Annotated in this window: 29 protein-coding genes and 10 tRNA genes; 17 read left to right on the top strand and 22 right to left on the bottom strand. The window is 69.2% G+C overall.

Annotation, left to right across the window (positions count from 1 at the left end):
- The first annotated feature begins 141 nt into the window (after positions 1–141).
- Positions 142–837 carry a response regulator transcription factor gene (locus QCD66_RS14835; protein ID WP_375734142.1) on the top strand — a complete coding sequence of 232 codons (696 nt, stop codon included), beginning with the start codon at positions 142–144 and terminating at the stop codon, positions 835–837.
- A gap of 9 nt (positions 838–846) precedes the next feature.
- Positions 847–1926, top strand: coding sequence for a sensor histidine kinase (locus QCD66_RS14830; RefSeq protein ID WP_375734143.1), 1080 nt, complete (start codon positions 847–849; stop codon positions 1924–1926).
- 50 nt (positions 1927–1976) lie between these two features.
- Here QCD66_RS14830 and QCD66_RS14825 read toward each other — a convergent pair whose 3' ends face one another.
- Entirely contained in the window at positions 1977–2363 is a 387-nt protein-coding gene (locus QCD66_RS14825) for a VOC family protein (protein ID WP_357542931.1), read from the bottom strand.
- Positions 2363–2659 carry a metalloregulator ArsR/SmtB family transcription factor gene (locus tag QCD66_RS14820; RefSeq protein WP_357542821.1) on the bottom strand — a complete coding sequence of 99 codons (297 nt, stop codon included), beginning with the start codon at positions 2657–2659 and terminating at the stop codon, positions 2363–2365. The genes QCD66_RS14825 and QCD66_RS14820 overlap by 1 nt, the downstream gene beginning before the upstream one ends.
- A 113-nt stretch (positions 2660–2772) precedes the next feature.
- On the opposite strand from QCD66_RS14820, the gene QCD66_RS14815 reads away from it, so the two are divergent.
- The 4 genes from QCD66_RS14815 (at position 2773) to QCD66_RS14800 (ending at position 8306) form a co-directional block, all read left to right on the top strand.
- Positions 2773–3249 (top strand): DUF1622 domain-containing protein, encoded by a 477-nt coding sequence (locus QCD66_RS14815; protein ID WP_375734144.1) that lies wholly within the window; start codon positions 2773–2775, stop codon positions 3247–3249.
- Between the two features lie 93 nt (positions 3250–3342).
- Positions 3343–3648: a hypothetical protein gene (locus QCD66_RS14810; RefSeq protein WP_375734166.1), complete on the top strand. Its 306-nt coding sequence runs from the start codon at positions 3343–3345 to the stop codon at positions 3646–3648.
- 251 nt (positions 3649–3899) lie between these two features.
- Positions 3900–6851 carry a family 16 glycoside hydrolase gene (locus tag QCD66_RS14805; protein WP_375734145.1) on the top strand — a complete coding sequence of 984 codons (2952 nt, stop codon included), beginning with the start codon at positions 3900–3902 and terminating at the stop codon, positions 6849–6851.
- A gap of 195 nt (positions 6852–7046) precedes the next feature.
- The gene (locus QCD66_RS14800; RefSeq protein WP_375734146.1) at positions 7047–8306 is read left to right on the top strand and encodes an IS256 family transposase; all 1260 of its coding nucleotides are present in this window, start codon (positions 7047–7049) and stop codon (positions 8304–8306) included.
- A 56-nt stretch (positions 8307–8362) separates the two neighbouring features.
- Here QCD66_RS14800 and QCD66_RS14795 read toward each other — a convergent pair.
- The 11 genes from QCD66_RS14795 to QCD66_RS14745 form a co-directional block, all read right to left on the bottom strand.
- Positions 8363–8433: transfer RNA gene (locus QCD66_RS14795), tRNA-Cys, on the bottom strand.
- A gap of 6 nt (positions 8434–8439) precedes the next feature.
- Positions 8440–8513: transfer RNA gene (locus QCD66_RS14790), tRNA-Val, on the bottom strand.
- A 2-nt stretch (positions 8514–8515) separates the two neighbouring features.
- Positions 8516–8591, bottom strand: a tRNA-Met gene (locus QCD66_RS14785).
- 46 nt (positions 8592–8637) lie between these two features.
- Positions 8638–8710, bottom strand: a tRNA-Leu gene (locus tag QCD66_RS14780).
- Between the two features lies 1 nt (position 8711).
- A tRNA-Thr gene (locus tag QCD66_RS14775) sits at positions 8712–8787 on the bottom strand.
- An 8-nt stretch (positions 8788–8795) separates the two neighbouring features.
- Positions 8796–8868 (bottom strand) — tRNA-Leu (locus QCD66_RS14770).
- 35 nt (positions 8869–8903) lie between these two features.
- Positions 8904–8979 (bottom strand) — tRNA-Gly (locus QCD66_RS14765).
- Between the two features lie 48 nt (positions 8980–9027).
- Positions 9028–9100: transfer RNA gene (locus tag QCD66_RS14760), tRNA-Arg, on the bottom strand.
- A gap of 110 nt (positions 9101–9210) precedes the next feature.
- Positions 9211–9283: transfer RNA gene (locus QCD66_RS14755), tRNA-Ala, on the bottom strand.
- A 213-nt stretch (positions 9284–9496) separates the two neighbouring features.
- Positions 9497–9569, bottom strand: a tRNA-Trp gene (locus QCD66_RS14750).
- Between the two features lie 95 nt (positions 9570–9664).
- On the bottom strand, positions 9665–9796 hold the full coding sequence (locus QCD66_RS14745) for a hypothetical protein (RefSeq protein WP_375734147.1): 132 nt from the start codon (positions 9794–9796) through the stop codon (positions 9665–9667).
- A 154-nt stretch (positions 9797–9950) separates the two neighbouring features.
- Here QCD66_RS14745 and QCD66_RS14740 point away from each other — a divergent pair, with 154 nt between their 5' ends.
- The gene (locus QCD66_RS14740) at positions 9951–11624 is read left to right on the top strand and encodes an HNH endonuclease (RefSeq protein ID WP_375734148.1); all 1674 of its coding nucleotides are present in this window, start codon (positions 9951–9953) and stop codon (positions 11622–11624) included.
- A 50-nt stretch (positions 11625–11674) separates the two neighbouring features.
- Here QCD66_RS14740 and QCD66_RS14735 read toward each other — a convergent pair whose 3' ends face one another.
- The gene (locus QCD66_RS14735) at positions 11675–12574 is read right to left on the bottom strand and encodes a tetratricopeptide repeat protein (RefSeq protein WP_407567246.1); all 900 of its coding nucleotides are present in this window, start codon (positions 12572–12574) and stop codon (positions 11675–11677) included.
- 1037 nt (positions 12575–13611) lie between these two features.
- A complete protein-coding gene (locus QCD66_RS14730; protein ID WP_375734149.1) occupies positions 13612–14766 on the bottom strand; it encodes a BTAD domain-containing putative transcriptional regulator in 1155 nt (384 codons plus the stop codon).
- Between the two features lie 236 nt (positions 14767–15002).
- Here QCD66_RS14730 and QCD66_RS14725 point away from each other — a divergent pair, with 236 nt between their 5' ends.
- The 5 genes from QCD66_RS14725 (at position 15003) to QCD66_RS14705 (ending at position 17498) form a co-directional block, all read left to right on the top strand.
- Positions 15003–15494 (top strand): hypothetical protein, encoded by a 492-nt coding sequence (locus QCD66_RS14725; RefSeq protein WP_375734150.1) that lies wholly within the window; start codon positions 15003–15005, stop codon positions 15492–15494.
- Between the two features lie 101 nt (positions 15495–15595).
- Positions 15596–15742 (top strand): hypothetical protein, encoded by a 147-nt coding sequence (locus QCD66_RS14720; RefSeq protein WP_375734151.1) that lies wholly within the window; start codon positions 15596–15598, stop codon positions 15740–15742.
- A gap of 136 nt (positions 15743–15878) precedes the next feature.
- Complete coding sequence (locus tag QCD66_RS14715; RefSeq protein ID WP_375734152.1) at positions 15879–16130, top strand: hypothetical protein; 252 nt, start codon at positions 15879–15881, stop codon at positions 16128–16130.
- 52 nt (positions 16131–16182) lie between these two features.
- Entirely contained in the window at positions 16183–16368 is a 186-nt protein-coding gene (locus tag QCD66_RS14710; protein WP_375734153.1) for a hypothetical protein, read from the top strand.
- Positions 16369–16580: 212 nt separating this feature from the next.
- Positions 16581–17498: an aminoglycoside phosphotransferase family protein gene (locus QCD66_RS14705; protein WP_375734154.1), complete on the top strand. Its 918-nt coding sequence runs from the start codon at positions 16581–16583 to the stop codon at positions 17496–17498.
- Between the two features lie 104 nt (positions 17499–17602).
- Here the strand turns inward: QCD66_RS14705 and QCD66_RS14700 are convergent, their stop codons facing one another.
- The 5 genes from QCD66_RS14700 to QCD66_RS14680 form a co-directional block, all read right to left on the bottom strand.
- Complete coding sequence (locus QCD66_RS14700) at positions 17603–18475, bottom strand: hypothetical protein (RefSeq protein WP_407567159.1); 873 nt, start codon at positions 18473–18475, stop codon at positions 17603–17605.
- Between the two features lie 156 nt (positions 18476–18631).
- On the bottom strand, positions 18632–19078 hold the full coding sequence (locus QCD66_RS14695) for a DUF5980 family protein (protein ID WP_407567158.1): 447 nt from the start codon (positions 19076–19078) through the stop codon (positions 18632–18634).
- A gap of 109 nt (positions 19079–19187) precedes the next feature.
- Positions 19188–20333, bottom strand: coding sequence for an RNA polymerase sigma factor (locus QCD66_RS14690; protein WP_375734156.1), 1146 nt, complete (start codon positions 20331–20333; stop codon positions 19188–19190).
- Entirely contained in the window at positions 20330–20737 is a 408-nt protein-coding gene (locus QCD66_RS14685) for a YciI family protein (protein ID WP_357542497.1), read from the bottom strand. Before QCD66_RS14685 ends, QCD66_RS14690 begins: the two co-directional genes overlap by 4 nt.
- Before the next feature lie 225 nt (positions 20738–20962).
- Positions 20963–21142 (bottom strand): hypothetical protein, encoded by a 180-nt coding sequence (locus QCD66_RS14680; RefSeq protein WP_375734157.1) that lies wholly within the window; start codon positions 21140–21142, stop codon positions 20963–20965.
- A 248-nt stretch (positions 21143–21390) separates the two neighbouring features.
- Here QCD66_RS14680 and QCD66_RS14675 point away from each other — a divergent pair, with 248 nt between their 5' ends.
- Both QCD66_RS14675 and QCD66_RS14670 read left to right on the top strand, forming a co-directional pair.
- A complete protein-coding gene (locus tag QCD66_RS14675) occupies positions 21391–21855 on the top strand; it encodes an SRPBCC domain-containing protein (RefSeq protein WP_375734158.1) in 465 nt (154 codons plus the stop codon).
- 1 nt (position 21856) lies between these two features.
- Complete coding sequence (locus QCD66_RS14670; RefSeq protein WP_364217138.1) at positions 21857–22156, top strand: metalloregulator ArsR/SmtB family transcription factor; 300 nt, start codon at positions 21857–21859, stop codon at positions 22154–22156.
- A gap of 24 nt (positions 22157–22180) precedes the next feature.
- On the opposite strand, the gene QCD66_RS14665 is transcribed toward QCD66_RS14670, so the two are convergent.
- Positions 22181–22642 (bottom strand): hypothetical protein, encoded by a 462-nt coding sequence (locus QCD66_RS14665; RefSeq protein ID WP_375734159.1) that lies wholly within the window; start codon positions 22640–22642, stop codon positions 22181–22183.
- Between the two features lie 184 nt (positions 22643–22826).
- On the opposite strand from QCD66_RS14665, the gene QCD66_RS14660 reads away from it, so the two are divergent.
- Positions 22827–23696: an AraC family transcriptional regulator gene (locus QCD66_RS14660; protein WP_364217144.1), complete on the top strand. Its 870-nt coding sequence runs from the start codon at positions 22827–22829 to the stop codon at positions 23694–23696.
- A gap of 129 nt (positions 23697–23825) precedes the next feature.
- On the opposite strand, the gene QCD66_RS14655 is transcribed toward QCD66_RS14660, so the two are convergent.
- The gene (locus tag QCD66_RS14655; protein ID WP_375734160.1) at positions 23826–24542 is read right to left on the bottom strand and encodes an SDR family NAD(P)-dependent oxidoreductase; all 717 of its coding nucleotides are present in this window, start codon (positions 24540–24542) and stop codon (positions 23826–23828) included.
- Positions 24543–24683: 141 nt separating this feature from the next.
- Between QCD66_RS14655 and QCD66_RS14650 the strand changes: the two genes are divergently transcribed.
- Both QCD66_RS14650 and QCD66_RS14645 read left to right on the top strand, forming a co-directional pair.
- Positions 24684–25307, top strand: coding sequence for a class I SAM-dependent methyltransferase (locus QCD66_RS14650; protein ID WP_364217150.1), 624 nt, complete (start codon positions 24684–24686; stop codon positions 25305–25307).
- A 161-nt stretch (positions 25308–25468) separates the two neighbouring features.
- Positions 25469–26113: a TetR/AcrR family transcriptional regulator gene (locus QCD66_RS14645; RefSeq protein ID WP_375734161.1), complete on the top strand. Its 645-nt coding sequence runs from the start codon at positions 25469–25471 to the stop codon at positions 26111–26113.
- The last annotated feature ends 4 nt before the right edge of the window (positions 26114–26117 follow it).

Raw genomic sequence — 26117 nt, 5'->3', positions numbered from 1 at the left:
GAACCGTCTTCGGGCTCCGGCGGGGTGCTGTTCGCATTGGTGCGCTGGGGTTCATGCCTCCAGTCGAGGCGAAACAGTGTTGCCAGCCCGTATGCGGTTTCCGATATGCCGACGATATGCGCCGGCCCGTAACATCGCGGGATGCGCGTGTTGATCGTGGAGGACGAACCCTACCTGGCGGAGGCCGTCCGCGACGGGCTGCGCCTGGAGGCGATCGCGGCGGACATCGCCGGCGACGGCGACACCGCTCTGGCGCTGCTGAGCATCAACACCTATGACATCGCCGTGCTCGACCGGGACGTCCCCGGCCCGTCCGGCGACGAGATCGCGGCACGCATCGTCGCCTCCGGCAGCGGCCCGCCGATCCTCATGCTCACCGCCGCCGACCGGCTCGACGACAAGGTCTCCGGATTCGAACTCGGCGCCGACGACTACCTCACGAAACCCTTCGCACTCCGCGAACTCGTCCTCAGGATAAGAGCGCTCGACCGCAGGAGCCCCCAGCACCGGCCGCCCGTACGGGAGATCGCGGGCCTGCGGCTGGACCCCTTCCGCCGCGAGGTCTACCGCGACGGCCGCTACGTCGCACTGACCCGCAAGCAGTTCGCCGTACTCGAAGTCCTGGTCAGGGCTGAAGGCGGCGTCGTCAGCGCCGAAGAGCTGCTGGAACGCGCGTGGGACGAGAACGCCGACCCGTTCACCAACGCGGTCCGCATCACCGTCTCGGCACTGCGCAAGCGCCTCGGGGAGCCGTGGCTGATCGCCACCGTGCCCGGCGTCGGATACCGCATCGACGCGGGACCGGGCACCGACGGCGACACAGCCGGCCGTGGTTAGGTCACCCGGATGAGCGTCCGCCTCAAACTCGCGCTGAGCTACGCCGGGTTCCTCGTCCTCGCCGGTGTCCTGCTGCTCGCCGCCGTGTGGGTGTTCCTGCTGCGCTACGTGCCGGACAGTGCGATCAACACCACCGCGGGCTTCGTACCCAACCGCTCGGACCTTTTACGCGCCTTCGCCCCGGCGGCTGCCGCGGTGCTGTCGTTCCTGCTCGTGTTCGGCCTCCTGGGCGGGTGGATCCTCGCCGGCCGGATGCTCGCACCTCTTGATCGCATCACCGATGCCACCCGGTCGGCCGCGAACGGATCCCTCTCCCACCGGATCCGGCTGGCGGGCCGCGACGACGAGTTCCGGGAGCTCGCCGACGCCTTCGACACCATGCTCGCGCGGCTCGAAGCACACGTCGCCGAACAGCGAAGGTTCGCGGCCAACGCCTCCCACGAACTGCGTACGCCGCTCGCCATCACCCAGACCCTGCTCGACGTGGCACGCCACGATCCGACCCGAGACGCCGGTGAACTGGTCGAGCGCCTTCACACGGTCAACGGGCGGGCGATCGAACTCACCGAGGCGCTGCTGCTGCTCAGCCGCGCCGACCAGAGATCCTTCGCCCGGGAGCCCGTCGACCTTTCCCTGGTCGTGGAGGAGGCGGTCGAGACGCTGCTGCCGCTGGCCGAGAAACGTGGAGTCCTCCTCCACATCTCCGGCGACATCGCCCGCACCGTCGGCTCGGCGGCGCTTCTGCTGCAGATGGCCACGAACCTCGTACACAACGCGATCTCGCACAACCTCCCCGACAATGGCGCGGTCTGGGTCAGCACCGCCGTCCACGCCGAATCGGTCATGCTCACTGTCGAGAACACCGGCGAAAGGCTCTCACCACGGCTGGTCTCGACACTCACCGAGCCGTTCCGGCGCGGCACCGAACGCATCCGGGGAAACGACCACGCGGGGGTCGGCCTCGGCCTGGCGATCGTGAAAAGCATCGTCGACGCACACGACGGAACCCTGGCCGTCGACTCGCGCCCGGCGGGTGGGCTCCGCCTCGCGGTGAAATTGCCCACCGCACCGCCACGCATCGACCGATAGGCATCGGATCGCCTTCTCCACCCTTGGCCACCCGCTCGGCGATGCCGCCGCTACTTCATGGCGGCGATCTGGATCAGGTTGCCGCAGGTGTCGTCGAATACGGCGGTGACCACCGGCCCCAGGTCGGTCGCCTCCTGGGTGAACTCGACGCCGAGGCCCTTGAGTCGTTCGACCTCGGCGTACACGTCGTCGACAGCGAACTGGGTGTACGGGATGCCGTCGTCGACCAGGGCCTTCTTGAACGGACCCGCGGCCGGGTGGCCGTCCGGCTCCAGCAGCAGCTCGACACCGTCGGGGTTGGCCGGCGACACCACGGTGAGCCAGCGGGCCCCGCCGGCCGGCACGTCGGTCTTCTTGATGAACCCGAGCTTCTCGGTGTAAAAGGCGAGTGCCTTGGCCTGGTCGTCGACGAGCACGCTGGTGATGTTGATACGAATCACGGGTTCGGTTCCTCTCGGTCAATGGGCCACCGCGCGACGATCGAGCGCAGCGGGCTCGTGTCGATGTGGTGGAACTTGAATCGGCCCTGTCGCCGGGTGTGCACCAGGCCGGCCTGTTCGAGCACCGCGAGGTGCTGCGAGATCGCCTGACGCGAGGAGGCCAGGCCATGCTTCATGGTCAGCCGGCCGCAGATCTCGAAGAGCGTCTGGCCGTCCCTGTCGGCCAGCTCGTCCAGGATGATCCGTCGCGTCGCGTCGCCGAGGGCTTTGAACAGGTCGGGGTTCGCCTCCACACACACAGTTATAGGCAAGCAGTCACTTGCCTGTCAAGGCGTCGCGTCCCGGATCCGGCAGCCCCTTCAGCCGAAGATGGCGAAACCCGCCTGGCCCGTACGCCGGATGGGCGATGGTGGGTATCGCCCGGCGCGGCCACGTGCCGGGGCGGCGCGGCTCGTGTCCGGGGGTGGCGGTGTCGGCCAGGGAGGTCGTCCAGTGGATCGGCGGTCTGCTTGACCTCGCCGGGGTCCTGGTCATCGCGGTCGGCGTGCTCGTCACCTCGGTGGCCTTCCTGCGCGGTTACCGGCGGGACCGCCAGCGGGGCGACGCCTACCGGTCGTACCGGCAGGGGGTCGGGCGGGCGATCCTGCTGGGACTGGAACTGCTCGTCGCCGGCGACATCATCCGGTCGGTGGCGGTGTCCCCGACATTCCACAGCGTCGGTGTCCTCGCCCTGATCGTCGTCGTCCGTACGCTTCTCAGCTTCACCCTCGAGGTGGAGCTCGAGGGGCGCTGGCCGTGGCAGTCCCGGGCGGCACGGAGCGGGCCTTCCCCGGAAGCAGCCGCACCGGGCGATCAACCGCCGGCGAAACCCGAGCCCCGGTAGCGAGTCGGCCCTCGGACACTCGCCGGAGCGCCCTGGTAGTCGCGGCTCACGCTGGGGTCCCAGCGGTTCCCCCCAAGGCAGCCGAGGCCAGCGATGCCGAGACCGATCCGGAAGGCCACCTGCCCACCCAGGCCGGCAGAGGACGGGGTCCCGGCACTTCTCCTCGCCGGCCTGACCAAGACCTTCGGCGACGCCACCGCGGTCGACCACGTCGACCTCAGCGTCCCGGCGGGATCGTTCTTCGGCCTGGTCGGGCCGAACGGCGCCGGCATGGTGCTGCTCGGGATCTTCCTCGTCCACCAGGCGATCCGGCTCACCCGCAAGAGCGGCCGACCGGCACCCGTCCGCCCCGGCGACCGGTCGTCCGGGCGCGTCGATCAGGAGTTCGAGTCGGTCTGATCCGTCCCGCGTCCCGCCAGTGGCGCCACCCTCAGACCTTTCGTCTCGCGATAGCAAAAGTTTGACTCCCACGCCGCAAAGGTCTTGCAGGTTCGACGAATGTGGCCGATCATTTCCCCCAGCCGCCAATCGAGGAACATCTTCGTCCCCCGAGCAGGCGCCCTCGGCGATGGTCCCGACGGCGGCTCCCAAGGGCACCGTCGAAGGGGGAGGGAATGTCTCCACGCCCATCACGAACGAACCGGCCGGCCATGCTGCTCGGCGTCGCGCTGCTCGCCTCGCTGGCCGTCGTCGCCACGTCGCCGGCCGCCGCCCAGGCCGCGGACCTGCCACCCCAGCAGCCGGGGGTGACGCTGCGTACGTACGACGTGCGGGTGCCACTCACCGAGATCTGCACCCTCAAGCCGAGCCAGACCCCGAACATCGACAAGCTGATGCCGGACATCGACTGGTCCACAGCCGACGAATTCGGGCTGGAGAACAACTTCGTCACACACGCGCTCGGCTACATCCACATCCCCACCGCCGGGTCGTACACGTTCCGGCTGACCAGCGACGACGGTTCCCGCCTCTACATCGACGACGCGGTGGTGGTCGACCACGACGGGCTGCACGGCGCGACGTCGAAGGACGGCAGCGTCACGCTGACCGAGGGGCACCACGCGCTGCGGGTCGAATACTTCGAGGCCGGCGGCGGCCAGCAGCTCACCCTGTCGTGGCAGCCGCCGGGCGCGGCCGGGTTCGCCGTCGTACCCACCTCGGTGCTGAGCACGGACGCCGAGGCGGTGCGGGTGGTCTCGCCCGGACGCAAGGAGTGCGAGGGTGTCGCCGACACCCCGGGCGACGGGCTTCCGCTCGATTCCGTGCACCCCGACTACACCGTCACCGACCTGCGGCCGGACGGCTTCCAGCCGCAGGTCTCGGGCATGGACTGGACCCCCGACGGCCGGCTGGTCATCGCCACCTGGGGCGGCAGCAACCAGGTGCTCGGCGAGGTGTACATCGTGGAGAACGTGACCGGGGCGACCGGCCCCGACCAGGTCACCTACAAGCGGGTCGCCAGCGGGCTGCGGGAGCCGATGGGCGTGGCGGTGGTCGACGGCACCATCTACGTCTCGCAGAAGCACGAGCTGACCGAACTGCGCGACACCGACGGCGACGAGGTCGCCGACGAGCACCGTACGGTGGCCACCTGGCCGTACGGCGGCAACTTCCACGAGTTCGCCTTCGGGCTGCTCTACAAGGGCGGCAACTTCTACCTCAACCTCTCGGTCGCGATCGACTACGGCGGCGCCACCACCGACCCGCAGCCGGTCGGCCGCGGCACCAGCGTCGTGGTGAACCGGCGCACCGGCAAGATCAGCTACGTCGCCGGCGGCCTGCGCACCCCGAACGGCATCGGATGGGGACCGGAGCAGGAACTCTTCGTCACCGACAACCAGGGCGGCTACCTGCCCGCCTCCAAGCTGGTCCGGATCGAGCAGGACAGGTTCTTCCACCACTACACCAATCCCGACGGACCGTACGACGCCAATCCGGTGACCCGGCCGGTGCTGTGGCTGCCGCAGAACGAGATCGGCAACTCGCCGAGCACGCCGGTGCTGCTGAAGAAGGGTCCGTACCGGGGGCAGTTCCTGATCGGTGACGTCACCTACGGCGGGTTGCAGCGCGCGTACCTGGAGAAGGTCCACGGCGAGTACCAGGGCGCGGTGTTCCGGCACACCCAGGGACTCGAGGCCGGCGTCAACCGGGTCTCGCTCGGCCCCGACGGCGCGATCTACGTGGGCGGGCTCGGCGCCGACGGCAACTGGGGCCAGGCCGGCAAGCTCCGGTACGGGCTGCAGAAGCTGACGCCGAACGACAACCGGACCTTCGACATGAAGTCGATGAGCGCCACCCCGAACGGCTTCAAGATCGAATACACCCGGCCGCTGTCCACCGCCACCATCCAGGACATCGCGCGGCGCTACCAGGTCAAGCAGTGGCGCTACGTCCCGTCCCCGACGTACGGCGGACCGAAGGTCGACGAGGAGACGCTGACGGTCACCGGGGTCAAGGTCTCCAACGACCGCAGGACGGTCACCCTGACCATCGACGGCCTCCAGCCCAACCGGGTGGTGCACCTGCGCTCGCCGCGCTCGTTCACCGCGTCCAACGGTGAGGAACTGTGGAGCACCGAGGCCTGGTACACCCTCAACGCCATCCCGGGCGCGCAGCCGGACCAGATCTTCTACGAGGCCGAGGAGGGCAACCGGGAGGGCGGCGCCGGGTTCGACACCGAGCACGCCGGCCACTCGGGCGTCGGGTTCGTGGACAACTTCGGTGGGCTGAACGCCTCCACCACCGTCCACGTCGACGTGAAGCGGGCCGGCGAGTACGAGGTCGGGCTGCGCTACAGCAACGGCCCCAACCCGTTCCAGGGCGACAAGACGATCAGCATCTACGTCAACGGCCGCAAGGTCAAGCAGACCGTGTTGCCCACGACGGTCACCTGGAAGGAGTGGGCGACCAAGACCGAGCAGCTGACGCTGCGCCGCGGCGTCAACGCGATCCAGTACCGGGTGGACGCGACCGACACCGGACACGTCAACCTGGATCTGATCACCGTACGCAAACCCGGTGAACGGATCACGCTGTTCGACGGCAACAGCCTGTCGGAGTGGCAGCACACCGACGGGCGCAGCGCGACCTGGCGGCGGGTGGACGGCGCCGCGATGGAGGTCTACGGCGGCGACCTGCGCACCAAGCAGGCGTTCGGTGACTTCCGGCTGCACGTCGAGTTCAAGGTGCCGCTCCTGCCACCGGACGTCACCGGCCAGAACCGCGGCAACAGTGGCGTCTACCTCCAGGAGCGGTACGAGATCCAGGTCCTCGACTCCTACGGAGACCCGACCCTGGACAACAACGAGGCCGGCGCGATCTACCTGCAGAAGGCGCCGGACGTCAACGCCGCGACACCACCGGAGACCTGGCAGACGTACGACATCGAGTACCGCGCCGCGCGCTACGACAGCGCGGGCAACAAGACCGAGAACGCCCGGGTGACCGTGGTCTGGAACGGCGTACTCGTCCACGACGACGTCGCCATCACCGGCCCGACCGGCGGCAACATCCCGGAAGGACCGGCGACCGGGTCGATCCGCCTCCAGGATCACCAGAACACCGTGCAATACCGCAACATCTGGATCGAGCCGCTGACCTGACGCCTCGGCGGCCGTGCCGGACCAGTCACTGGCCGGCACGGCCGCCGGGTGTCCCAACAGGGACGGCTGCTCCACCTCGGAGAGGAATGCTCAAGACCTGTGGATCGGCCGGGAAGGGGCGTACCTTCCCGGTGATCGATTCGTGTAGGTCTCGAGCAAGGCCGACGTTGGCGCGTCGGTCGGGAAGGCACGCCCGTGCTGACTGTAGTCGCCGAGGACGGGCAGCGACGCGATGGCGTCTCGCTGCTGGACGATGTTGTTCGTGAAGGTGCCCGGCGGATGCTGGCCGCGGCGTTGGAGGCCGAGGTCGACGCGTACCTGGCCGAGTTGGCGTCCGAGCGTGACGAGCGGGGCCGCCGGATGGTGGTGCGTAACGGTCACGCCCAGCCGCGACGGGTGGTGACCGGTGCCGGGGCGATCGAGGTGGTCGCGCCGCGGGTCAACGACAAGCGCGTCGACCCGGTCACCGGACAACGCAGGCGGTTCCGGTCGGCGATCCTGCCGCCGTGGTGCCGTAAGAGCCCGAAGGTGGCCGAGGTACTGCCGCTGCTGTACCTGCACGGCCTGTCGTCCGGCGACTTCGTACCCGCCCTGGAACAGTTCCTCGGCTCCGCGGCAGGCCTGTCCGCGGCGGCGGTCACGAGGTTGACCAGCCAGTGGACCGACGACTACCACGCCTGGCGCCGGCGGGACCTGTCGAGCGTCGACTACGTCTACGTGTGGGCCGACGGCATCCACGTCAACGTCCGCCTCGAACAGGACAAACTCTGCCTGCTCGTCATCGTCGGGGTACGCGCCGACGGCACCAAGGAACTGGTCGCCCTGGCCGACGGCTACCGCGAATCGACCGGCTCCTGGGCCGATCTGCTGCGGGACTGCGCCCGCCGGGGCATGCGCGCCCCGGTCCTGGCCGTCGGTGACGGCGCACTCGGATTCTGGGCCGCGCTGCGCGAGGTCTTCCCCGACACCCGGCAACAGCGCGACTGGGTCCACAAGACCGCCAACGTCCTGGCCGCCCTACCGAAGTCCGCGCACCCGGGCGCGAAGGCCGCCCTGGCCGAGATCTGGAGCGCCGAGGACAAGACCCACGCCCAGCTCGCCGCGAGACGGTTCGTCGACCTCTACGGCGCGAAGTTCGCCAAAGCGGTCGCAAAGATCACCGACGACCTCGACATCCTGCTCACCTTCTACGACTACCCGGCCGAACACTGGGTGCACCTACGCACCTCGAACCCGATCGAGTCCACGTTCGCCACCGTCCGACACCGCACCCGCGTCACCAAAGGCCCCGGAAGCCGCACCGCCGGCCTCGCCATGGCGTTCAAACTCATCGAAGCCGCCCAAGACCGATGGCGCGCCGTCAACGCACCCCACCTCGTCGCCCTCGTCCGCACCGGCGCGGTCTTCGTCAACGGCCAACTCGTCGAACGACCCGAAGACACCATCGCCGCGTAGTAGCTACCTCATCCACAGGTATTGACGATTCCTCCACCTCGGATGGCACAGCGTCGAGGCCGCAGCCGGACTCGAACCGGCGTCTACCGCTTTGCGGGCGGTCCCCTGACCACTCGGGCATACGACCGTGGCGTGTCCCGGGCTGGAGTCGAACCAGCGACCTCCGCCGTGTCGGGGCGGCGCTCTGACCTGCTGAGCTATCGGGACGGGAGCAGGGGCGGGATTCGAACCCGCGGTCTCCGGCTTATGAGGCCGGCGAGGACGACCGAACTCCTCTACCCTGCGGCGTACGCCGCCGGGAGTCGAATTCTGGTGGCGCTGCGTTGTCGCGTACCCGGAGCGCGATTCGAACGCGCACTGGCGCCGTCCTGAGCGGCGTGCCTCTGCCGTTGGGCTACCCGGGCGTGGAGCCGGCGGCGGGACTCGAACCCGCTGCCTGCCGATTACAAGTCGGCTGCACGGCCTGTCGTGCTGCGCCGGCATGGTGCGTGCCCTCGGCGCGATTCGAACGCGCACTGGCGCCGTCCTCAACGTCGGGCCTCTGCCGTTGGGCTACGAGGGCGGGGTGAACCGCGGGCGGAGGATCCGCACCTGCGATGGAGTGGCTACCGGGGCTCGAACCCGGGACCTTCGCCTTGGCAAGGCGACGCTCTACCTGCTGAGCTACAGCCACGCACGAGCCGTCGACCGGTGTGTCGGGCTCCCGGTACGGTGCCGGCGGCGTCCTCGGAGAGATTCGAACTCCCGACCCCCGGATCCGTAATCCGGTACTCTATCCGCTGAGCTACGAGGACGAAACGGAAGCGGTCGGGTACGCCTTTCTCGGCGACTCGACCCGGCTACCGCACGGTCTGGCCCAGGTGCCGTACCGGTTTCCCGGCCGGTCGTCCTGGTCGACCGCTCGTGGACCTGGGCGGATTCGAACCGCCGACCCCCGGTCTGCCGAACCGGTGCGCTACCAACTGCGCCACAAGCCCCTACGTCCGGACCCCCGAGTCGAACGGGGTGTCTCGCGCTCCCAAGGCGCGCGGGTTGCCGTCTCCCTCGCTCCGGATCGTCCGGCCGCCGGCGGATGTGCCGGCGGCCGGAACACGATGTCGACGCGGCGCACTCGTGCGCGGCGTCGGTGCTGTGCCATCCACTGTGGAGTTCTCAACGAGCCGTGCCGCCGGCCGGGGCCGGGGCGGTTGCACGGGCAGCAGGAGTTGAACCCGCATCTTCCGGTTTTGGAGACCGGTGCTCTGCCGGTTGAGCTACACCCGTAGGTCGATGGAAAGAAACTGGTCGAGCAGGTCCGGAAACGGAAACGCCGCCCGGTCCCGGATCTGGGTGGGCGGCGCGCGGATCGCTAGCGGTCGCTAGCCATGCCACCTGCCCAGGTGGTGGTTCTTCTCGCTGCCGGCCAGGAAGCCGGATCGGCCGGCACAGGTCGTGGCGACCTCGCCGCGCGGCGTCAGCCATCGCGGTGTGATCGAGGTGTGCCACAACATGTCGGTCTCCTGACCTGGTCGGTTCGTCTTGGTGCTGATCTCTACGGTAGGGCTACCCCCTGGACCGGGCAACCCTATTAGGAAACGCGACGGCAACCAGTCATCGGATCGGCACCCTGTTGTCCTCGATGTTGTCGCTCGCTACTGTCCCTCGGTGTCCATTTCGGAGAAGACGCGAAAGATCATCTGGGTCGAGGCTGGTGGCCGGTGCGCCATCTGCAAGGTTCTGGTGCTGACGCCGGGAACCGCGACAGATGACCCTTCCGTCTTCGGGGAGGAGGCCCACATCGTGGCTCGCTCCCCCGGTGGTCCCCGCGCGGGCGGCCTCGCCCCGGGCAAGCTCGACAGTCACGACAACCTCCTCCTGCTCTGCAGCAAGCACCACAAGCAGGTGGACGATCAACCACTTCGCTACCCGGTCGAAGAGTTACGGAGAATCAAACGCGACCACGCCGCGTGGAACGCCGCCCTCGCGCCACGAAATCAGCCGGTACTCGTGCCGGATCCGAGGTTTGCCCAGCCGGTGGCCAGCGAGACCCTCGCAACGGGCAGCCGGCTCTGGAACCTGTTCGTGGAGTGCCCGGCGACGAGCTACACCTATCCAAACCACCTTCCCCAGGGGGACGGCGACCTCATCGTCGAGTTCCTGAACCTGCTCAGGAGCTACGCGGAGAACATCCAGCACATGCGTGGCGCTCGCGCGCTGATGGACGCGGAGCATGCCCTCAACGGATACCTCGCGAAGCTCGCTGACCGGAACTACTCCCTGGGCGCACAGGTGCGAAGAGCGCTGGCGGCCGGAACCGTACCTGGGGAGGCGGTGGCGTGGTACGAGTTGCACCTTGAGGTCAGGCCGGTCGGCAGCGGGCAGGAGCGGAATCCTGCTGACTCGCAGACCGGGCTGATCGTGCATCGATCTGGCGGGCGTAACGGTGAGGTACGCGGGCGCGGGGCACTTTCCCTCGGACGGCTCGCCACCGCTACGGCGGGGGTACTGGTGGTCGCCGCTCTGTTCGTCGTCGGCTGGGTACTGCCCGAGACCTTTGACCGCGATGCGGCGAAGGACCGCATACGGGAGGCGTTCCAGTCCGACGACGATCTGCGCTACAGCATCGAGTTCTTCGACGAAGGTGACAGTCTCGTCCTCCCGCGCGGTTTCAGACTGACCGACCCGCAGCGGCAGGTCCTCAGGAATTTCCCTGACGAGATCGACGGCTTCCGTCAGTTGCAAGCCGACCTTCGCGCCGCCGGTGCCGCGAACCCGCACACCCTGACCCTCCGGGTGACGCTCGAGGGGCGCCGCAATCAGCCGATTCGCATAGACGACGTTCGGCCGATCAGTCTGCGGCGTACCGATCCCCACTCGGGCACATTGCTCGACATCCCGCCGCAATCGTCCGGGCAGACCATCCGAATGATGTTCGACTTCGACGAGGCCGACCCCCGCGCCCGGATCGCCGTGCCCGACGGGGGCGTCGGCAACGAGCCCGGGGATCTGTTCTTCGAACACCACACGTTGGAGGTCGGCGACCAGGTCGAGGAGGTCGTTGTGATCGAGTCGATCATCGACCAGGGCGCGGCGACGTTCGAGATAGGCGTCGACTACCGAATCGGCGGTCAGGCCAAGCGCCTTGTCATAGACAACCAAGGCGTGCCGTTCGCGCTTACCGCCCTGAACTGCACGCAACGCAGCCGGCATGATCCGCGGGGGCACACCTCCAGCGAAGGCCATGCCCGCTACGAGGAAATCTGGAAGCTCTCGACAGGGTTCACCCTGACTCCAGTCGACCGTCCCGACCGCTACGGAATGGGATATCCCTACTGCTAGGCATCTGTCGGCATGAGGGTGGGGATCGGCCAGCACGACACCAGCGGCGGTCAGCCCTCGGTGTCGCGTACGGCCGTCTCGTCGGCCGCCAGCCGGCGCAGGAGTGCACGCGTACGGTCGATGCCGAGCAGGTGCCCGACCTGCTCGTGGAGAGCCAGTGCCTGGGCAGCCTGGGTACGCGCTTCGGCGATGCCGCCGGTGGCGCGGTGCACCTCGGCGAGGACGGCGCGGGCGCGGGCTTCGATGTGGCGATAGCCCGTCGCGGTCGCTATCTCGATCGCGCCGTCGACCATGGACAGGGCTGCCTTGATGTCGCCCTGCCGGAGCGCGGTTTCGGCGAGCCCGATCCGGGCATCGGCTTCCTGATACCGGGTGCCGGCCGCGAACGCGATGTCCAGAGCCACCCGGTACGTCTCTTCGGCATCCGTGTGATCGCCGGCCAGCAGTTCGATGGAGCCGATGGTGTTTCGGATGTCTGCCTCGCTCGACCGGTCACCGCTCTCCTCCACACCGGCCAGCGCGGTTCTGGTTCGATCGAGCGCCCGATCCAGCGCCCCGGTGTCACGGTCGATCAGGGCCAGGACGCCCAGCGCGACCAGTTCGCCGGAGCGGTAGGCGGCCGCGCGGGCGAGGGCCAGGGATTCCTCGGCGCATGTGGTCGCCTGCGCGAATTCGCCGAGGATCCGCATGGACTCGCCGAGGTTCGTCAGCGTATAGGACTGTCCGGTGACCGATCCGGCCTCACGGTGCAGTGCCAGCGCGGCGCCGAAGTGATCCGCCGCGACCCGGGCCTGGCCGAGATCGAGGTAGACGAGCCCCAGATTGCTGAGATTGGTTGCCTGGTTGGCGATGCGGCCGAGCTTCTGGTTGGCCTCGAACGCCCCGCGGTAGCTGCGGGCGGCGAGTTCCAACTGACCGGACTGAAGGTTGACGGTGCCGAGTCCGCCCATGGCCGCTGCCTGGCCCTCCAGCCAGTCCGCGGCCTCCGCGCCGCGGTGGGCCAGCGTGTAGTGGCGCGTCGCGACGGCGTAGTTGCCCTGGCACAGGTGCGCCGTCGCGAGTCCCAGGTCGTCGTGGATCGAGTCCGCCGCGGCCAGGCCGGCCTCTGCGACGGCAAGCCAGTCCACCATGTGGCGCTGTAGCCAGAAGTATCCGCGCAACCCGTCGGCGAGTATCCACCCGTCGTACGGACGGGTGGTGGTGGCATGTCGGACCGCCGCGACCAGGTTGGCGCGTTCCGCGTCGAGCCAGGCGATCGCCTTGCCGGAGTCGTCCGCGAAAGACGTGCTGGGTGCCGGGGCGCGGCCGGTCTCCGGCCGCAGCAGGTTGGGGTAGAGCAGTCGGGCGGCCTGGTCGACCAGGCCGAGGTAGTGCTCCAGCACCCGGCCCCAGGCGTGGTCGATGTGGGCGGCGGGCTCGCTGTCTTGTGCGCGTTCCCTGCTGTACAGCCGCACCAGGTCGTGGAACGCGTACCGTTCGCCGGCTCGTGGTTCGACCAGGCTGATCGCGACGAGCCGGTCGAGCAGACGTTCCGTGACGTCCCGGGTCGCGCCGGACAGTGCGGCGGCGGTGGCCGGGTCGAAGCTGGGCGTCGGCAGCACGCCGAGCAGACGGAACAGTTGCTGTTCCTCGGGCGTCAACACCGCGTACGAATGGTCGAGGGCCACCCGGACGGCGATGCTCTCCTCCCCTTCGACGGTCAGCCGGGCGAGGCGCTTGTCGGAGGTGATCGCCGCGACGTAGTCCGCCGTCGTCCACCGTGGATGGTCCGCGAGGTTCGCGCCCGCGATCCGCAACGCCAGCGGGAGGTGTCCGCACGCTCGGGCCAGCTCCTCGATGGGCGCCCGTGCGGTGTCCGCCCGCGCCCGGCCGATGATGCGGACCAGGAGTTCCCGGGACTCCGCGGGGGCGAGCGGGTCGACCGTCCGACGGCTCGCGTCGTGCTGGGCGACCAGTCCGGTGAGCCGGGCCCGGCTGGTCACGAGTATCACGGCGGGACCACCGGCGGAGAGCAGCGGCCGCACCTGTCCGACGGTGCGGACGTTGTCGAGCAGCAGCATCCGCCGATCGGCCGTGGACGCGCGCAGCAGTGCGGCGGCGTCCTCGGCGGTCGTCGGTATCTGCTCGGCGGCGATGCCCATCCCCGCAGGACGGTGGCCATCGCTTCGACGGCCGATATCGGCGCCTCCGGGGCATATCCTCTGAAGTCAACGTAGACCTGGCCGTCGGGGAATCTGTGTGCGACGGTTCGTCCCCAGACGAGGACGGTCGCGGTCTTCCCGACGCCGGCCGCACCATCGAGGGCGATGACCGTCGGCGCCGAACCGTGGCGGGGGCGGTCCAGTTGTTCGTCGAGCCAGGCCAGGGTGGCCCCCTGACCGACGAAGATCGGCACGGGGGCCGGCAACTGAGGTGGTCGTCGGCCCGCGGAGTCCTCTCCGTGCCCGACGGTCACCGGGGCACTGTCCGGCCGGGACAACTCGGGGTCACTACGGAGCATGGCCTGGTGCAGGCGCTGAAGTTCCGGCCCGGGCTCGACACCGAGTTCGCGTACCTGGACATCGCGCAGTCGACGGTAGAGTTCGAGCGCTTCGGCGCGCCGGCCGATCCGGTAGAGCGCCGTCATGAGGTGCCGGTGCATGTCCTCCCGGAACGGATGCGCCGTCGCCAGCGGTTCCAGGTCGACGATCACCTGGGCGTTGTCGCCCGACTCCAGGTCGAGCGACGCCTTCTCCTCGACCGCGGCGATTCGTACGTCGTTCAGGCGCTGCGCCTCCCGGGCGACGGGCCAGGTGGTCGCCACGTCGGCGTACGGCTCGCCACGCCACAGGTCCAGTGCCTCGGCCAGCAGCGCACGGGCCCGGCCCAGGTCACTGCCGCGCACCGATCGCGCGGTGGTCAGGAGATGCTCGAACAGTCGCGCGTCGACCTCGTCGCGGTCCACGGAGAGCAGATAGCCGCCCGAGCCGTGCCGGATCCGGTCCGCGTCGCCCAGTGCCTGCCGGAGGCGGCGCACATACACCTGGAGTGTCTTGCGGGCACTCACCGGCGGCACGCCGCCCCACAGCGCCTCGATGAGGTAGTCGGCGGAACTCGGTTGGTCCGCGCGGCAGAGCAGCAGCGCCAGGAGCCTACGCAGCATCGGCGCGTCCAGACCGACGGGACGGCCCTCGCGCGACACGGCCAGAGGTCCGAGAACACCGAAGGAGACCACTCCTGCTCACCTCCTGGCACGACCCGCCTCCGCCGGCCGTAGGGAGTATAGCCGCATGTCGATCATGTGCCGCTACCGTCGCGCAACCGTGCCGCTACCGCCGGCAACCATGCTTGCCTCTCCGGCACGCACCGGCGGAAACGCTCATCACCACGGGAGAAACGATGGCTGGCAGGAAGTCGTTCGCGCACGCGATTATCGTCGTGCTTCTTTCGTCCGCGGCGATCCTGATACCGAGCACGTCGGCGTTCGCCGCGAGGTCGACGAACTGGCACCGGGTAGGCGGGAGCCTGGAGCAACGCAACTGGATCGACCTCGGCGTCGATGTCTCCTTCTACCAGTACGTCGGCCTGCAGACCTCGGTCTCCTTCGGATCGAGCGCGACCTCGGCGACCGGCTGCAAGATCACCGGTTGGCTGATCCTCCGGCGGGCCGGTCAGACGAGCACCTGGGAAGGCCCCCGCAACACCTTCAACTGCCGGTGGGCCCTCGACAACACAGGCACGGCGGTCGTGAACTGGTGGCCGAACTGGTCCGGCTCCACCAGCGGCGACGTCGCACGGGGACGAGTCTGTGTCGACCTCTACTACAACGGGTCCTCCTCGTCCGGATGGCAGCGCTGCTACACCGGCCCGGAGGTCTGGAGAACGGAGTAGGGATCTTGTGCGCGTCACGACGGGACCCTCCCGCACCCGACCTTGTCCATATCAGCGCCCGCTCCGGACGCCCCACCGCCAACTGGCATCCGGACGATGCGATGACCGACGACACGTCCGACAGCAGCGCCCGGCCCGTCACCGTGGACCTGCGCCGTTACGTCAATCTGCCGATCGCCGATGCCGCCGGTGTCACCCCGGACCGGACCTTCGTCTGGCCGGCGGCCGGCCCGGTGAACTGCTGGTGACCCCTCGGCCATGCGCCGATCTCGTCGCCGACGCCGCCCCGCTCGCGGCGCCCCGGGGCGATCCGACCACCGAACCAGCCCCGTCCGCTCGGCTGGCCGGACAGCGAAAGAGCGGTCGATCAAGAAAGGATTCCTGATGGTCAAGCGCACCATGGCACCGATGCGAGCACTGCTCGCCGCCCTCGCCGCCGCCCTGATGGTGCTCGTCGTCCAGTCGCCGGCACATGCGGCGCTACCCGACGGGCACGACCTGTACGTGCAGTTCGAACTGCGGGGGGCGGACTGGTCAGAGTCCTACGACGCCTACCTGACGATCACCAACGCGGTCACCAGCAACGTGGGATGGGGGGGACTTCAACTCGGACCCCCTTGGCGGCATTCCGGGTGACGCCATCCGGGCCTGCGACCGGCACGCCGACGGCTGGGGGGTCGAGATGCAAATGGACATCAACCCTGGAGCCTCCTTCCAGGTCGACCGCATCGCCACCACCCAGGGCCACAACTCCCCCTACTGCAGTGGCTGGCAGAGCGGGAACATCGCCGAGAACACCCTCGTCGCACTCCGGGTCTGCATGGTCAAGGGCACCTCGAAGTACTGCTCCGCCATCCAACGGGCCCGCGCCTAGGAATCCGAGGAGCGAGCGCCCTCCGGCGTCGCATCACGATCAGCGAAGCACGAACAGTCAGTGGCTGAACGGCACGTCGCCGTTCAGCCACCTGGCATCGCGGAACTGAACCGCCCGGGATGCCGCACCAGACCGGGTCGTACCGTCGGCGGTGGCTCGGCGCCGCGGTCGACGGTGCGGCGGCAGGAACAGGGCACGCATAGGCTGCCACCATGAGACCCCCGGAGCCCACCGGCGCCGTACTCGCCTGGGCCGCCCGGCAGGTGGGCGAAAAGGCGACAGCGGTCGTGGTCAAAGGGCTACGCGAGGGCGGCAACCCGTGGCTGCTGCGGATCCGGCACGACGGGCACGTCAGCGAGGCGGTCCTCAAGGTAACCGCCCCGAACGATCCAGGCGGCTTCGCCACCGAGATCGCAGCACTGGGCGTGGCCAAGGATCGCCGCGTCGGGGCACCGACGATCCTCGGGTTCGACACCGGCGCCGACGGCACCGCGGCCGTAGTCGAGACCGTCGTGCCCGGCAGCAGCACGATTCCGGTCGAGCCGACACCGCGACGGCTGCGCGCGCTGGGCGCGGCGGCCGCCGCGCTCCACGCTGTCGCCGCCGTCCCCTCGCCGAATCTGCCGGTACGCACCCGCCCGATCCCGGCCAGTGACTTCGCCCGGCAGCGCCGGCTCGGCCGTGACCCCACCACACCGCTGCTCCAGGCGGCCGACGCGCACGTCAGTCGGCTTCCGACACCGGCGGGCAGGCCGGTGCTCGTGCACGGTGACCTCTGGCAGGGCAACACGTTGTGGGACGGCGACACGCTCACCGGCATCGTCGACTGGGACATGGCCGGGGTCGGCCACAACGGCATCGACCTGTCCTCGCTGCGCCTGGACGCGGCGCTCATGTTCGGCGGCGATGCGGCGGAACAGGTGCTGGCCGGATGGGAAGACGCGACCGGGGAACCGGCGGGGGACGTCGCGTTCTGGGACGCGGTCACCGCGCTCAACATGCCAGGAGACATCGCCGTGTTCGCCCCCGCCATCCACGATCAGGGCAGACGGGACCTCACCGCCACCACCCTGAACAGGCGCCGCGACGCGTTTCTCCGCCAGGCGCTCGCCCGGCTCCCCCAGCCCTGATCACGGCTGCGGAACGCGCTCGTCGCGGTCGCGTACGGCTCCATCGCCCTGAGCCGGGCCGACGCCGCGGCCCGCCGGCGCCGGTGCCGGCGGGCCGCCGGCCATCAGTCGAGGACGTCGGCGAGACGGGACTTCTGCACCCCGTCGGAGAAGAACGGGCGCAGTCTGACGGACTCGTCGCCGGCCATGGCGAGGAACTGGGTGAGCGAGACCCGGATCTCGATGTTGCCGTAGTTCGGATCCTTGTAGGAGACGACCCTGGTCTTCGGGTCGTAGGACTGGAGCAGCACGGCATGGACCGTCGGCTCCATCTCAGCGACCGGCCGGCCGGTGCAGTCCAGGACGTCGTCCCGGTCGGTGCTCCGGAGCTTGAACCGGCGCCGGACGCCGGCGTACGCGGGCACACTCTGCTCGCACAGGGCCACGTGCGCGTCGTCCGCCGCCTGGCCGCCGCCGATCTCGGACCAGCCGGTATTGAGCAGTGCGGCGACCTCGTTGGTGTCCTGGGCGGCCAACTGGACCAGCTTCACCGCCCGCTGGTGCGCCTGGTGGTATTCGGCGACGACGTACGGAACCTCGTACCGGCCGGGTTCGGGCAGCAGGACGTCGACCGAACCGGTGGAGCCGAGCGCGTCGCGGGCGTACCGTGCCACGACCGTCCGGTCGATGAGGCCGCGGTCGTGGTCGCCCCCCGGGCCGGCGTCCCACAGCAGCAGCTTCCGTACCAGGGCGTCGAGGTTCTGCTCCGTCAGCCGGAGGGCGAGGGTACGCCGGTTCGGCTTCGGCGCCGGGTGGGCGTTCATCGCCTCCTCGACGGCGTCGCTGCTCGGGTAGGAGTTCATGACCGCCCGCAGGTAGCGGGTCCCCTTGCCCCGGGCGTGCGCGACCGCCTCGACGACGAAGAGCCAGCAGGACGGTCCCTGCTGCATGAACAGTTCGGTGGCTACGGCGGGGAATGCCCGCAGTGGAGATGTCATGGTGTCGTACCTCATCCGTGGTCTCGGCGCGGAGTGTCGACAACATGAGGGTCCCGATCGTGGCCGGGATACGACGGCTGGCCGACAGTGGCGGCCGCAATGCCGGCCGCCGGGCGCGTGCCGTGGGGCCTTGCCGTGGGGCCGATCCGCTGAAGCCTAGGCGCAGCCCCAGGTCTCCTGCACCTGGATCGTGACCGGGACGCTCTGCGTCTCCACCCCGTCCGACGCCGTCAGCTCCGGCCGGTACACCCCGAACGGTAGCGGCGGCAGGGTCATCGCGATCAGGTTGAGCGCGTTGTGACCGTCGCTCGAACCGGGCGGGATCGGCGGATGCGGCAGGCTCGTGGTCGTGCCCGTGGGTAGGTTGCGGGCTCCGACCTCGATGGGCGTCGACCACTCCCCGTCGATGGTGATCCAGAAATAGGTCCACCAGGACTGGCCGGCCGGAATGCAGATACGCTGCCCGATGTCCGTCAGGCGCCAACTGGCCGCCGACGTGGTGGTGTCCGCGGCAGCGGCCGGCTGGCCGCCGATCAGCACCAGCACCAGTGTCATGAACAGCCCGAGCGCCAGCCGAGCGGCGCCAGAGGTGGATCGCAACATCGGAGCCTCCCAAAGCTCTTTCGACGGGCGGCGATCACCGGATTGCCACCATTTAAATCGTCATTTGTCAATACGATAGCCCACCGCACGGTTCCGGAGGAATGGCCGCTCAACCGCGCAGTTGCGCGTTGAGACGGGCGGCCTGGCGGGTCAGGTGATCCCGTTCGGGGATGTTGGGCGCTGATCGGGCGGCTTGGGCGTAGAGCCGTGCCGCGGTCGCTGGATCACCATCACGCTCGTGCAGGTATGCCGCGACGGCGGCGTGCCGCGGCAGGGAGGGGTCGAGTCCCGCCAGGGCGGCCAGGCCGGTCCGCGGGCCGTCGGCCTCGCCGACCGCGACGGCCCGGTTGAGGCGGGCCACCGGGCTGTCGGTGAGGCGCACCAGTTCGTCATACCACTCGACGATCTGCACCCAGTCGGTCTCCTCGGTCGTCCGGGCGTCGGCGTGGAGCGCGGCGACGGCCGCCTGGGCCTGGAACTCGCCCAGGCGGTCGCGGGCGAGGGCGGCCTGGAGCATGTCGATGCCCTCGGCGATCAGGTGGGTGTTCCACCGGCTGCGGTCCTGCTCGGCGAGCGGCACGAGCCTGCCGTCGGGGCCGGTGCGTGCCGGGCGCCGTGCGTGGTGCAGCAGCATGAGCGCCAGCAGGCCCGTGACCTCCTCGTCGTTGGCCCTGGCCGCCAGTTGGCGGGTGAGCCGGATGGCCTCGGCGGCGAGGTCGACGTCGCCGGAGTGGCCCTCGTTGAAGACCAGGTAGAGCACGCGCAGCACCGTGGCGACGTCACCGGGCTGGTCGAACCGGACGCCGGAGACGGTCCGCTTGGCCCTGCTGATCCGCTGGGCCATGGTCGCCTCCGGCACGAGGTAGGCCTGCGCGATCTGCCGGGTGGTCAGGCCACCGACCGCGCGCAGCGTGAGCGCGACGGCCGAGGCCGGTGTCAGGGACGGGTGCGCGCACAGGAAGTACAGCGCGAGCGTGTCGTCCACCGCCTCGCCCGGGGCGGGCATCGGCTCGGCCTCGACCAACTCCTCCCGCCGCCGCCGGGAGGCATCGGCGCGGACGGCGTCGAGGAACTTGCGCCAGGCCACCGTGACCAGCCAGCCCTTGGGGTCGCGCGGCGAGTCGTCCGGCCACCCGCGTACGGCTTCGACCAGGGCGTCCTGCACGGCGTCCTCGGCCGCCGCGAAGTCGGCTCCGCGACGGACGAGAACACCGATCACCGCGGGCACCAGCTCCCGCAGCAGCGACTCGTTCACTCGGTGGCGGTGGACTGCACGCCGTAGAACGGGCGCACCTCGAGCCACTCGTGGATCGGCTTGCCACCCGCCCCCGGAGCCGCGGACAGCTCGCCGGCCAACTCCAACGCGCGCTCGTAGGTCTCCACGTCGATCACCATCCAGCCGGCGATCAGGTCCTTGGTCTCCGCGAACGGGCCATCGGTGACCGGTGGCCGCCCCTCGCCGTCGTAACGGACGAACGTGCCCTCCGGGGAGAGCGCCTGGCCGTCGACGAACTCGCCGGTGCCCTCCAGCCGAGCGGCGAAGTCACGCATGTACCGGATGTGCGCGTCGACCTCGTCCGGCGTCCACTGGTCCATCGGCACGTCGTTGACCGCCGCGGGCGCGCCACGGTAGTGCTTGAGCAGCAGGTACTTGGCCATCATGTTCTCCTCGATGCGGTACGGCCATTGTGGCCGAGTTCGCACCGGGGACGGAGCCGGCCGCGCGTTCTCGACATCCCGCCGAGAAATTTCTCGCGCGGCTTCCGCGCCCGTCCATCGCGCGGCGGTCACCCGGTCGGCCCGGCGCACCGCCCCGGTCGAGGTGGTGCGCCGGTGACGCCGGTGGCGGTGCGATTCCGCGGACCCGGCCGCAGCCGTCGCCCGTCAGAGGTGCAGGTAGCCGAGCAGTCCTTCGGGCCGTTGGCCCTCGCAGTTCGGATCGACGGAGTCGAAGTGCTCCCCGTTGCCGCGGACGAGGCACCGGTAGAACGCCCGGTTGGGTGCTGCCGGCGGGGCGCTGTACGCGTAGCCGATCTCTCCGCAAAAGAGAACCCATGGCCGCAAATTCTTCAGATCAATTTTATGACTGTCAATGCGTTTGAATTCTTTCGACAATCGTTGAACGGGACTTTGGCGGAGGGTCCAAGATGAATGCGCGCGGTCGCGCCACAGGAGGCCGCACGTTGCCGGCAGCGGAGAGGTTCGCCGTTCGAGCCAGGACGCGACACCCAGGAGTGCAACCGCTGGGTTGCACCTGGCCGGGGCGCATGTGTAACCTCCGGGTGACACTACCGATCAGGGAACGAGGCGTCGTGGACCGTATCCAGCGCGAGATCTCCATCAACGCCACAGTCCAGCGAGTGTGGGAGCTGATCACTCAGGCTGAGCACATCCAGGTCTGGTTCGCCTTCGATGGCGCGCAGGTCGACCTACGTCCGGGCGGGACACTCGTCCACACCTGGAAAGAGCACGGCTCCTTCCGAGGCGTCATCGAGCGGATCGACCCGCCCACGGTCTTCTCCTACCGGTACTCGTCGGTGCCGGACGAGGAACCCCGACCGGGATACCAGACCCTGGTGACGTTCAACCTTGCCGCCGAGGGCGATGGCACCCGCCTCACTGTCGTCGAGAGCGGGTTCGACGAACTGGCCATGGACACCGAACAGCGGCGCATGCACATCCAGGGTACGGCCGACGGATGGTCCGGCGGCCTGTCGGCGTTGCAGGAGCACGCGGCTACGGGCAGCTCCCGTGACGATGTCCCGACCACGAACTGAGGTGTTGGCGGCACTGGCCGACCCCACCCGCTGGCACGTTCTGCAACTGCTCGCGGAACAAGGCGAGCAAACGGCCACCCGGCTGGCCGGCTCGCTACCGGTCAGCCGACCGGCGGTGATCAAACACCTCATCACGCTGCAGCAGCACGAACTGGTATCCAGTCGCCGACTCGGGCGTGAGGTGCTCTACAGCGCGAACCCGTCCCGACTGATCGAGACCGCACAGTGGATGTCAGCCGTCGCGACCACCTGGCAGGCCAGCCTCCTGAGACTCAAGGCGCTGGCGGAAGGCACCGGGTAACGCCGCCAGCCGCAGGCGTCGGGGTCAGGTGTCGTACAAGCCGTCCCAGGGCGGGGCGAAACCGAGGCCGTCGGGGAGAAACTCGGCATGGTCCCGTCCGTCGTGGGGTTCGGACTGGTCGACGAGCCCGAAGACGTGTCCGTCTGCCTCGACCTGGAACGGTTTGATGCTGATGTCGCCGAAGACGCGTCCGGGTAGAGCGTCGAGCCAGCCGGCGAGGCAGCTCTGGGCTTTCTCGACCGAGTCGGCTCGGTGCTCACCGGTGCCGGCGAACCAGATCTGCGAGTCGATGTGGCCGCCCTGGTCGTCGAACCGGTGCAGTACGGCGTACCACCGTTTGAAGCGGTACCAGTCGGAGTTGCGCCCCGCGCCGCCTTCGAGGGTCGCCGTGACGGAGCCGAAGAACTGCCCACCGTCATACCGGCCGATGGTGTCGGTGCGATAGTCGGGCTCGTACGCGATCGGCACACGGTCGGGAATCGCCATGGTCGACAGGCTAGTGTCACGGTCCGACAGCCCTGTCCCACTCGAAGTGAGGGCATCGAGGCCGCCGGCGTCCGTGCCCGGCGCAGGCGACGCCGCACCGTCCAGGCACCTGATCGAACCGGACAGCGGCGGTCGGGCGCCGCCGGCGGTCCTTCGGCCAGGCTTGACGTCGAAGGGAGGCCTCGTGATCGCGGCACTCAACCGGCTGATCGACCTTGTCGAGAAGCACCTCAACGGCGAGTTCGACGTCAGCGGACTGGCCATGACGCTCGGCACGACCGAATACCACCTGCGCCGGATGTTCTCGTCGTTGGCCGGTATGCCGTTGTCGGAGTACGTACGCCGGCGTCGCATGACCGTCGCCGCCGCCGACGTCGTCAAGGGCGAGGACGATCTGCTGAGCATCGCCGTACGGCACGGGTACGGCTCGACCGAGGCGTTCGGACGGGCGTTCCGGGCCGTCCACGGCGCCGGCCCCGGTGATGTCCGCCGCGACGGAGGCCCCCTTCGCACACAACCACAGCTCAGGTTCCGCCTGACCGTCGAAGGGAGCATCCCCATGGACACCCGCATCGTCGACCGCCCCGCGTTCCGGCTCGTCGGACACGCCGCCCGGGTTCCGCTGATCCACCAGGGCATCAGCCCGCATATCCAGCAGCACATCACCGCGCTGCCGCAGGAGGAGCACCTGCGACTCAAGGCCCTCGGCGACACCGAGCCGGCCGGCCTCCTCCAGGTCTGCGACGATGTCGACCCCGATGACATCGAGGGCAGCGAACTGACCTACCTGCACGGGGTCGCCGTCTCCCGAAACACGCCGGCTCCCGACGACCTCGACGCCATCGAGGCACCCGCCGGCAGGTGGGCGGTCTTCCGCACCGCCGGCCCCCATCCGCAGGCCCTGCAGACGACCTGGGCCGCGACCGCGACCGAGTGGTTCCCGTCCAACCCGTGGCGGCTGCGGCCAGGTCCTTCGATCGTCGCGGTCCTCGAACGCGCGGACGACTTCAGCACCGCGACCTGCGAGCTGTGGCTACCCGTAGAACCTGCGTGACCAACCCGCCTGGGACGACCCGGGCAGCATCGACGACCCGGCCGGCGCGCCACCCGTCAGCACACTGGGAGGCGCGCCGGCCCTGTGCCGTGAACACCCGCACCCCGCCGGCTACCCGGTGGGCGGGCTTCAGCCTCGGGACGGTCGCACCTGCTCGAAGTGGAACTCACGGATGAAGCAGTCCCGCGGCTGGCCGATCGCGAACAGCACGCAGTCGACGACCGAGCGTGCAGTGAGGTCGCCGCTGGCCTGCCGTGGCCCATCCTGCACGAAGTCCGGCGGGAACAGCGAGATCACCCGGATACCCTCCGGTCGGAGCCGGTGCGACAGGATCTCGGCGAGCCCGGCGTGGGCATGCTTGGCCGCGTAGAAGGCGGGATGCGCGCCGGACCGGCGATGCCCGGTCTCGCCGCAAGCGGAGATCATGTTGACGATGTCGGGTCTCGCCGACGCCCGCAACAGCGGCAGTAGATGTTTGGTCAACAGCAGGGTGCCGGTGCCACCGACGGCCATCACGTTCTCGATCTTGTCGTCCGGGGCATGCGTGAGGTCGTCGCCCTCGATGTAGACGGCGCCATTGTTGATCAGCACATCGATGCGCTCCGTACGGTCAGCCACGGCCGCGGCGAACGCCCGCACCGAGTCCGGCTCGGCCAGGTCGCACCGAAACGCGTCGGCCCGCCCTGGCCCGCGCTGGTTGATCACACTGGCGGCCTGTTCGGCCACCGCCAGGTTCCGGGCCGAGAGACAGACGTACGCGCCACGGTCGGCGAAGGCCTCGGCGAGCAGTCGTCCGGTGTCACGTGCGGCGCCGGTCACGGCGACCCGAAGTCCGTCGAAATTCACGCTCCGCAGTGCAGCAGCTGAACCTCGGTTGACGTCAACAGGAACATGCCGGACCGGACGTCCGCCACCCGGCAGGAGCGGAAGCCGAGCGGCGCCGAACCGGATCGACGAACACCTGTCGCCTGGACCAGGGTTGTACCTGTGAACGTCTCCGATCCCACCGAAATCGTCCGACGCGGCTACGACAGCGTGTCCCACCGCTACCGTGGCGACCACGACGCCCCCGCCGAGTACGCACCATGGCTCACCGACCTGCAACGGCAACTCCCGACCGGGGCCAGCGTGCTGGACCTCGGGTGCGGCTGCGGCATCCCGGTCACCAAGACACTTGCCGACAGCGGCCACCGGGTGACCGGCGTCGACCTCAGCGAGGTCCAGATCACGCGCGCCCGCCGACTCGTCCCCCACGCCACGTTCCTGCACGCCGACGCCACGCTGGTCGCCTTTCCCGCAGGAACGTTCGACGCGGTCGTCTGCCTCTACGCACTCATCCACATGCCGATCGACGCACAGCCCCACCTGCTCCACCGCATCGCCACCTGGCTACGACCCGGCGGGCTGTTCCTGGCAACGACCGGAGCCGGGCAATGGACCGGAACCGAGGACAACTGGCTCGGCGGCACCGCCACCATGTGGTGGAGCCATCCCGACGCGGCCACCTACCGCACCTGGATCACCGAAGCCGGCCTGGGCGTCGAGTCCGAACACTTCGTACCCGAGGGGAACAGCGGCCACCAGCTTTTCTGGGCCCGCCGAATCCACTGACGGCACCTAATGCCCCCACGAAGACGCCTCCGCGCACCCGGGCGCGGTTCCGCGCCACCATCGACACTTGCCGTACCCGGAGTTTCCACTCGACGCCACCGGAAGCGCCTCTCAACCGACTCGCTGGTCCAGGGGGTGACGCCGGTCGTACGCGGTCGGCTTTGCGCGGAGCTGATCGAGTCCGTAAATTACTGATCGTGCGACCAACAAATAGCTCGAACGCCCAGGATGGTCGATCGTTCATCGAAACCGCCCGGCGAGGGCAGATCGTGGAAGCTGCGATCGAGACTCTCGCCGAAGTCGGATACGCCAAGACCTCGTTGACGCGTATCGCGGCCCGCGCTGGCATCAGCCAGGGGTTGATCTCCTACCACTTCAGTAGCAAGCAGGACCTGATGGAGCAGGTGGTCACCGAGGTGAACGCCGACATGGAACGCTTCGTGGAGGCGCGCGCCGGCGACGCCGACGACCATGCCGGCACGGTGAAGGCGTTGATCGAGGGGTTCGTCCGGTACTGCGCCGACCGGCCCGCCGGGATCCTCGCCGTCGGACAGATCGAGAACGCTGAGGGCTGGGCCGCCGAGGCGCGGGAGCGGTCGATCGCCGACTTCGAGCAACTTCTGCGCGGTGGTCAGGAAGCTGGCGAGTTCCGGTCCTTCCCGACCCGGCTGATGGCGGTGACCCTGCTGGCCGCTCTCGAAGCCGTGCCCGGGGAGCTGCGGGCCAAGCCCGAGACCGATCCGGGTGTCTACGCGGCCGAGCTCGCCATGACCTTCGAACTGGCCGTACACAGGACAGGGCGATGACGGC

It is taken from the genome of Polymorphospora sp. A560 (genome assembly GCF_045781765.1).
GTDB classification, from domain to species: Bacteria; Actinomycetota; Actinomycetes; order Mycobacteriales; family Micromonosporaceae; genus Polymorphospora; species Polymorphospora lycopeni.
Note: the sequence above shows the minus strand (reverse complement) of the source record. Positions and strands in the feature narration are given on the sequence as shown.

Excerpts from the sequence above, each read along its gene's own strand:
- QCD66_RS14665 (WP_375734159.1), bottom strand. The coding sequence starts at position 22,642 with ATGGCGATTCCCGACCGTGTGCCGATCGCGTACGAGCCCGACTATCGC.
- QCD66_RS14730 (WP_375734149.1), bottom strand. The coding sequence starts at position 14,766 with ATGCTGCGTAGGCTCCTGGCGCTGCTGCTCTGCCGCGCGGACCAACCG.
- QCD66_RS14705 (WP_375734154.1), top strand. The coding sequence starts at position 16,581 with ATGAGACCCCCGGAGCCCACCGGCGCCGTACTCGCCTGGGCCGCCCGG.
- QCD66_RS14710 (WP_375734153.1), top strand. The coding sequence starts at position 16,183 with ATGGACATCAACCCTGGAGCCTCCTTCCAGGTCGACCGCATCGCCACC.
- QCD66_RS14830 (WP_375734143.1), top strand. The coding sequence starts at position 847 with ATGAGCGTCCGCCTCAAACTCGCGCTGAGCTACGCCGGGTTCCTCGTC.
- QCD66_RS14805 (WP_375734145.1), top strand. The coding sequence starts at position 3,900 with ATGCTGCTCGGCGTCGCGCTGCTCGCCTCGCTGGCCGTCGTCGCCACG.
- QCD66_RS14715 (WP_375734152.1), top strand. The coding sequence starts at position 15,879 with ATGGTCAAGCGCACCATGGCACCGATGCGAGCACTGCTCGCCGCCCTC.
- QCD66_RS14735 (WP_407567246.1), bottom strand. The coding sequence starts at position 12,574 with ATGGGCGGACTCGGCACCGTCAACCTTCAGTCCGGTCAGTTGGAACTC.
- QCD66_RS14720 (WP_375734151.1), top strand. The coding sequence starts at position 15,596 with ATGACCGACGACACGTCCGACAGCAGCGCCCGGCCCGTCACCGTGGAC.
- QCD66_RS14810 (WP_375734166.1), top strand. The coding sequence starts at position 3,343 with ATGCCGAGACCGATCCGGAAGGCCACCTGCCCACCCAGGCCGGCAGAG.
- QCD66_RS14835 (WP_375734142.1), top strand. The coding sequence starts at position 142 with ATGCGCGTGTTGATCGTGGAGGACGAACCCTACCTGGCGGAGGCCGTC.
- QCD66_RS14745 (WP_375734147.1), bottom strand. The coding sequence starts at position 9,796 with ATGTTGTGGCACACCTCGATCACACCGCGATGGCTGACGCCGCGCGGC.
- QCD66_RS14695 (WP_407567158.1), bottom strand. The coding sequence starts at position 19,078 with ATGTTGCGATCCACCTCTGGCGCCGCTCGGCTGGCGCTCGGGCTGTTC.
- QCD66_RS14815 (WP_375734144.1), top strand. The coding sequence starts at position 2,773 with ATGGTGGGTATCGCCCGGCGCGGCCACGTGCCGGGGCGGCGCGGCTCG.
- QCD66_RS14685 (WP_357542497.1), bottom strand. The coding sequence starts at position 20,737 with ATGGCCAAGTACCTGCTGCTCAAGCACTACCGTGGCGCGCCCGCGGCG.
- QCD66_RS14700 (WP_407567159.1), bottom strand. The coding sequence starts at position 18,475 with ATGACATCTCCACTGCGGGCATTCCCCGCCGTAGCCACCGAACTGTTC.
- QCD66_RS14725 (WP_375734150.1), top strand. The coding sequence starts at position 15,003 with ATGGCTGGCAGGAAGTCGTTCGCGCACGCGATTATCGTCGTGCTTCTT.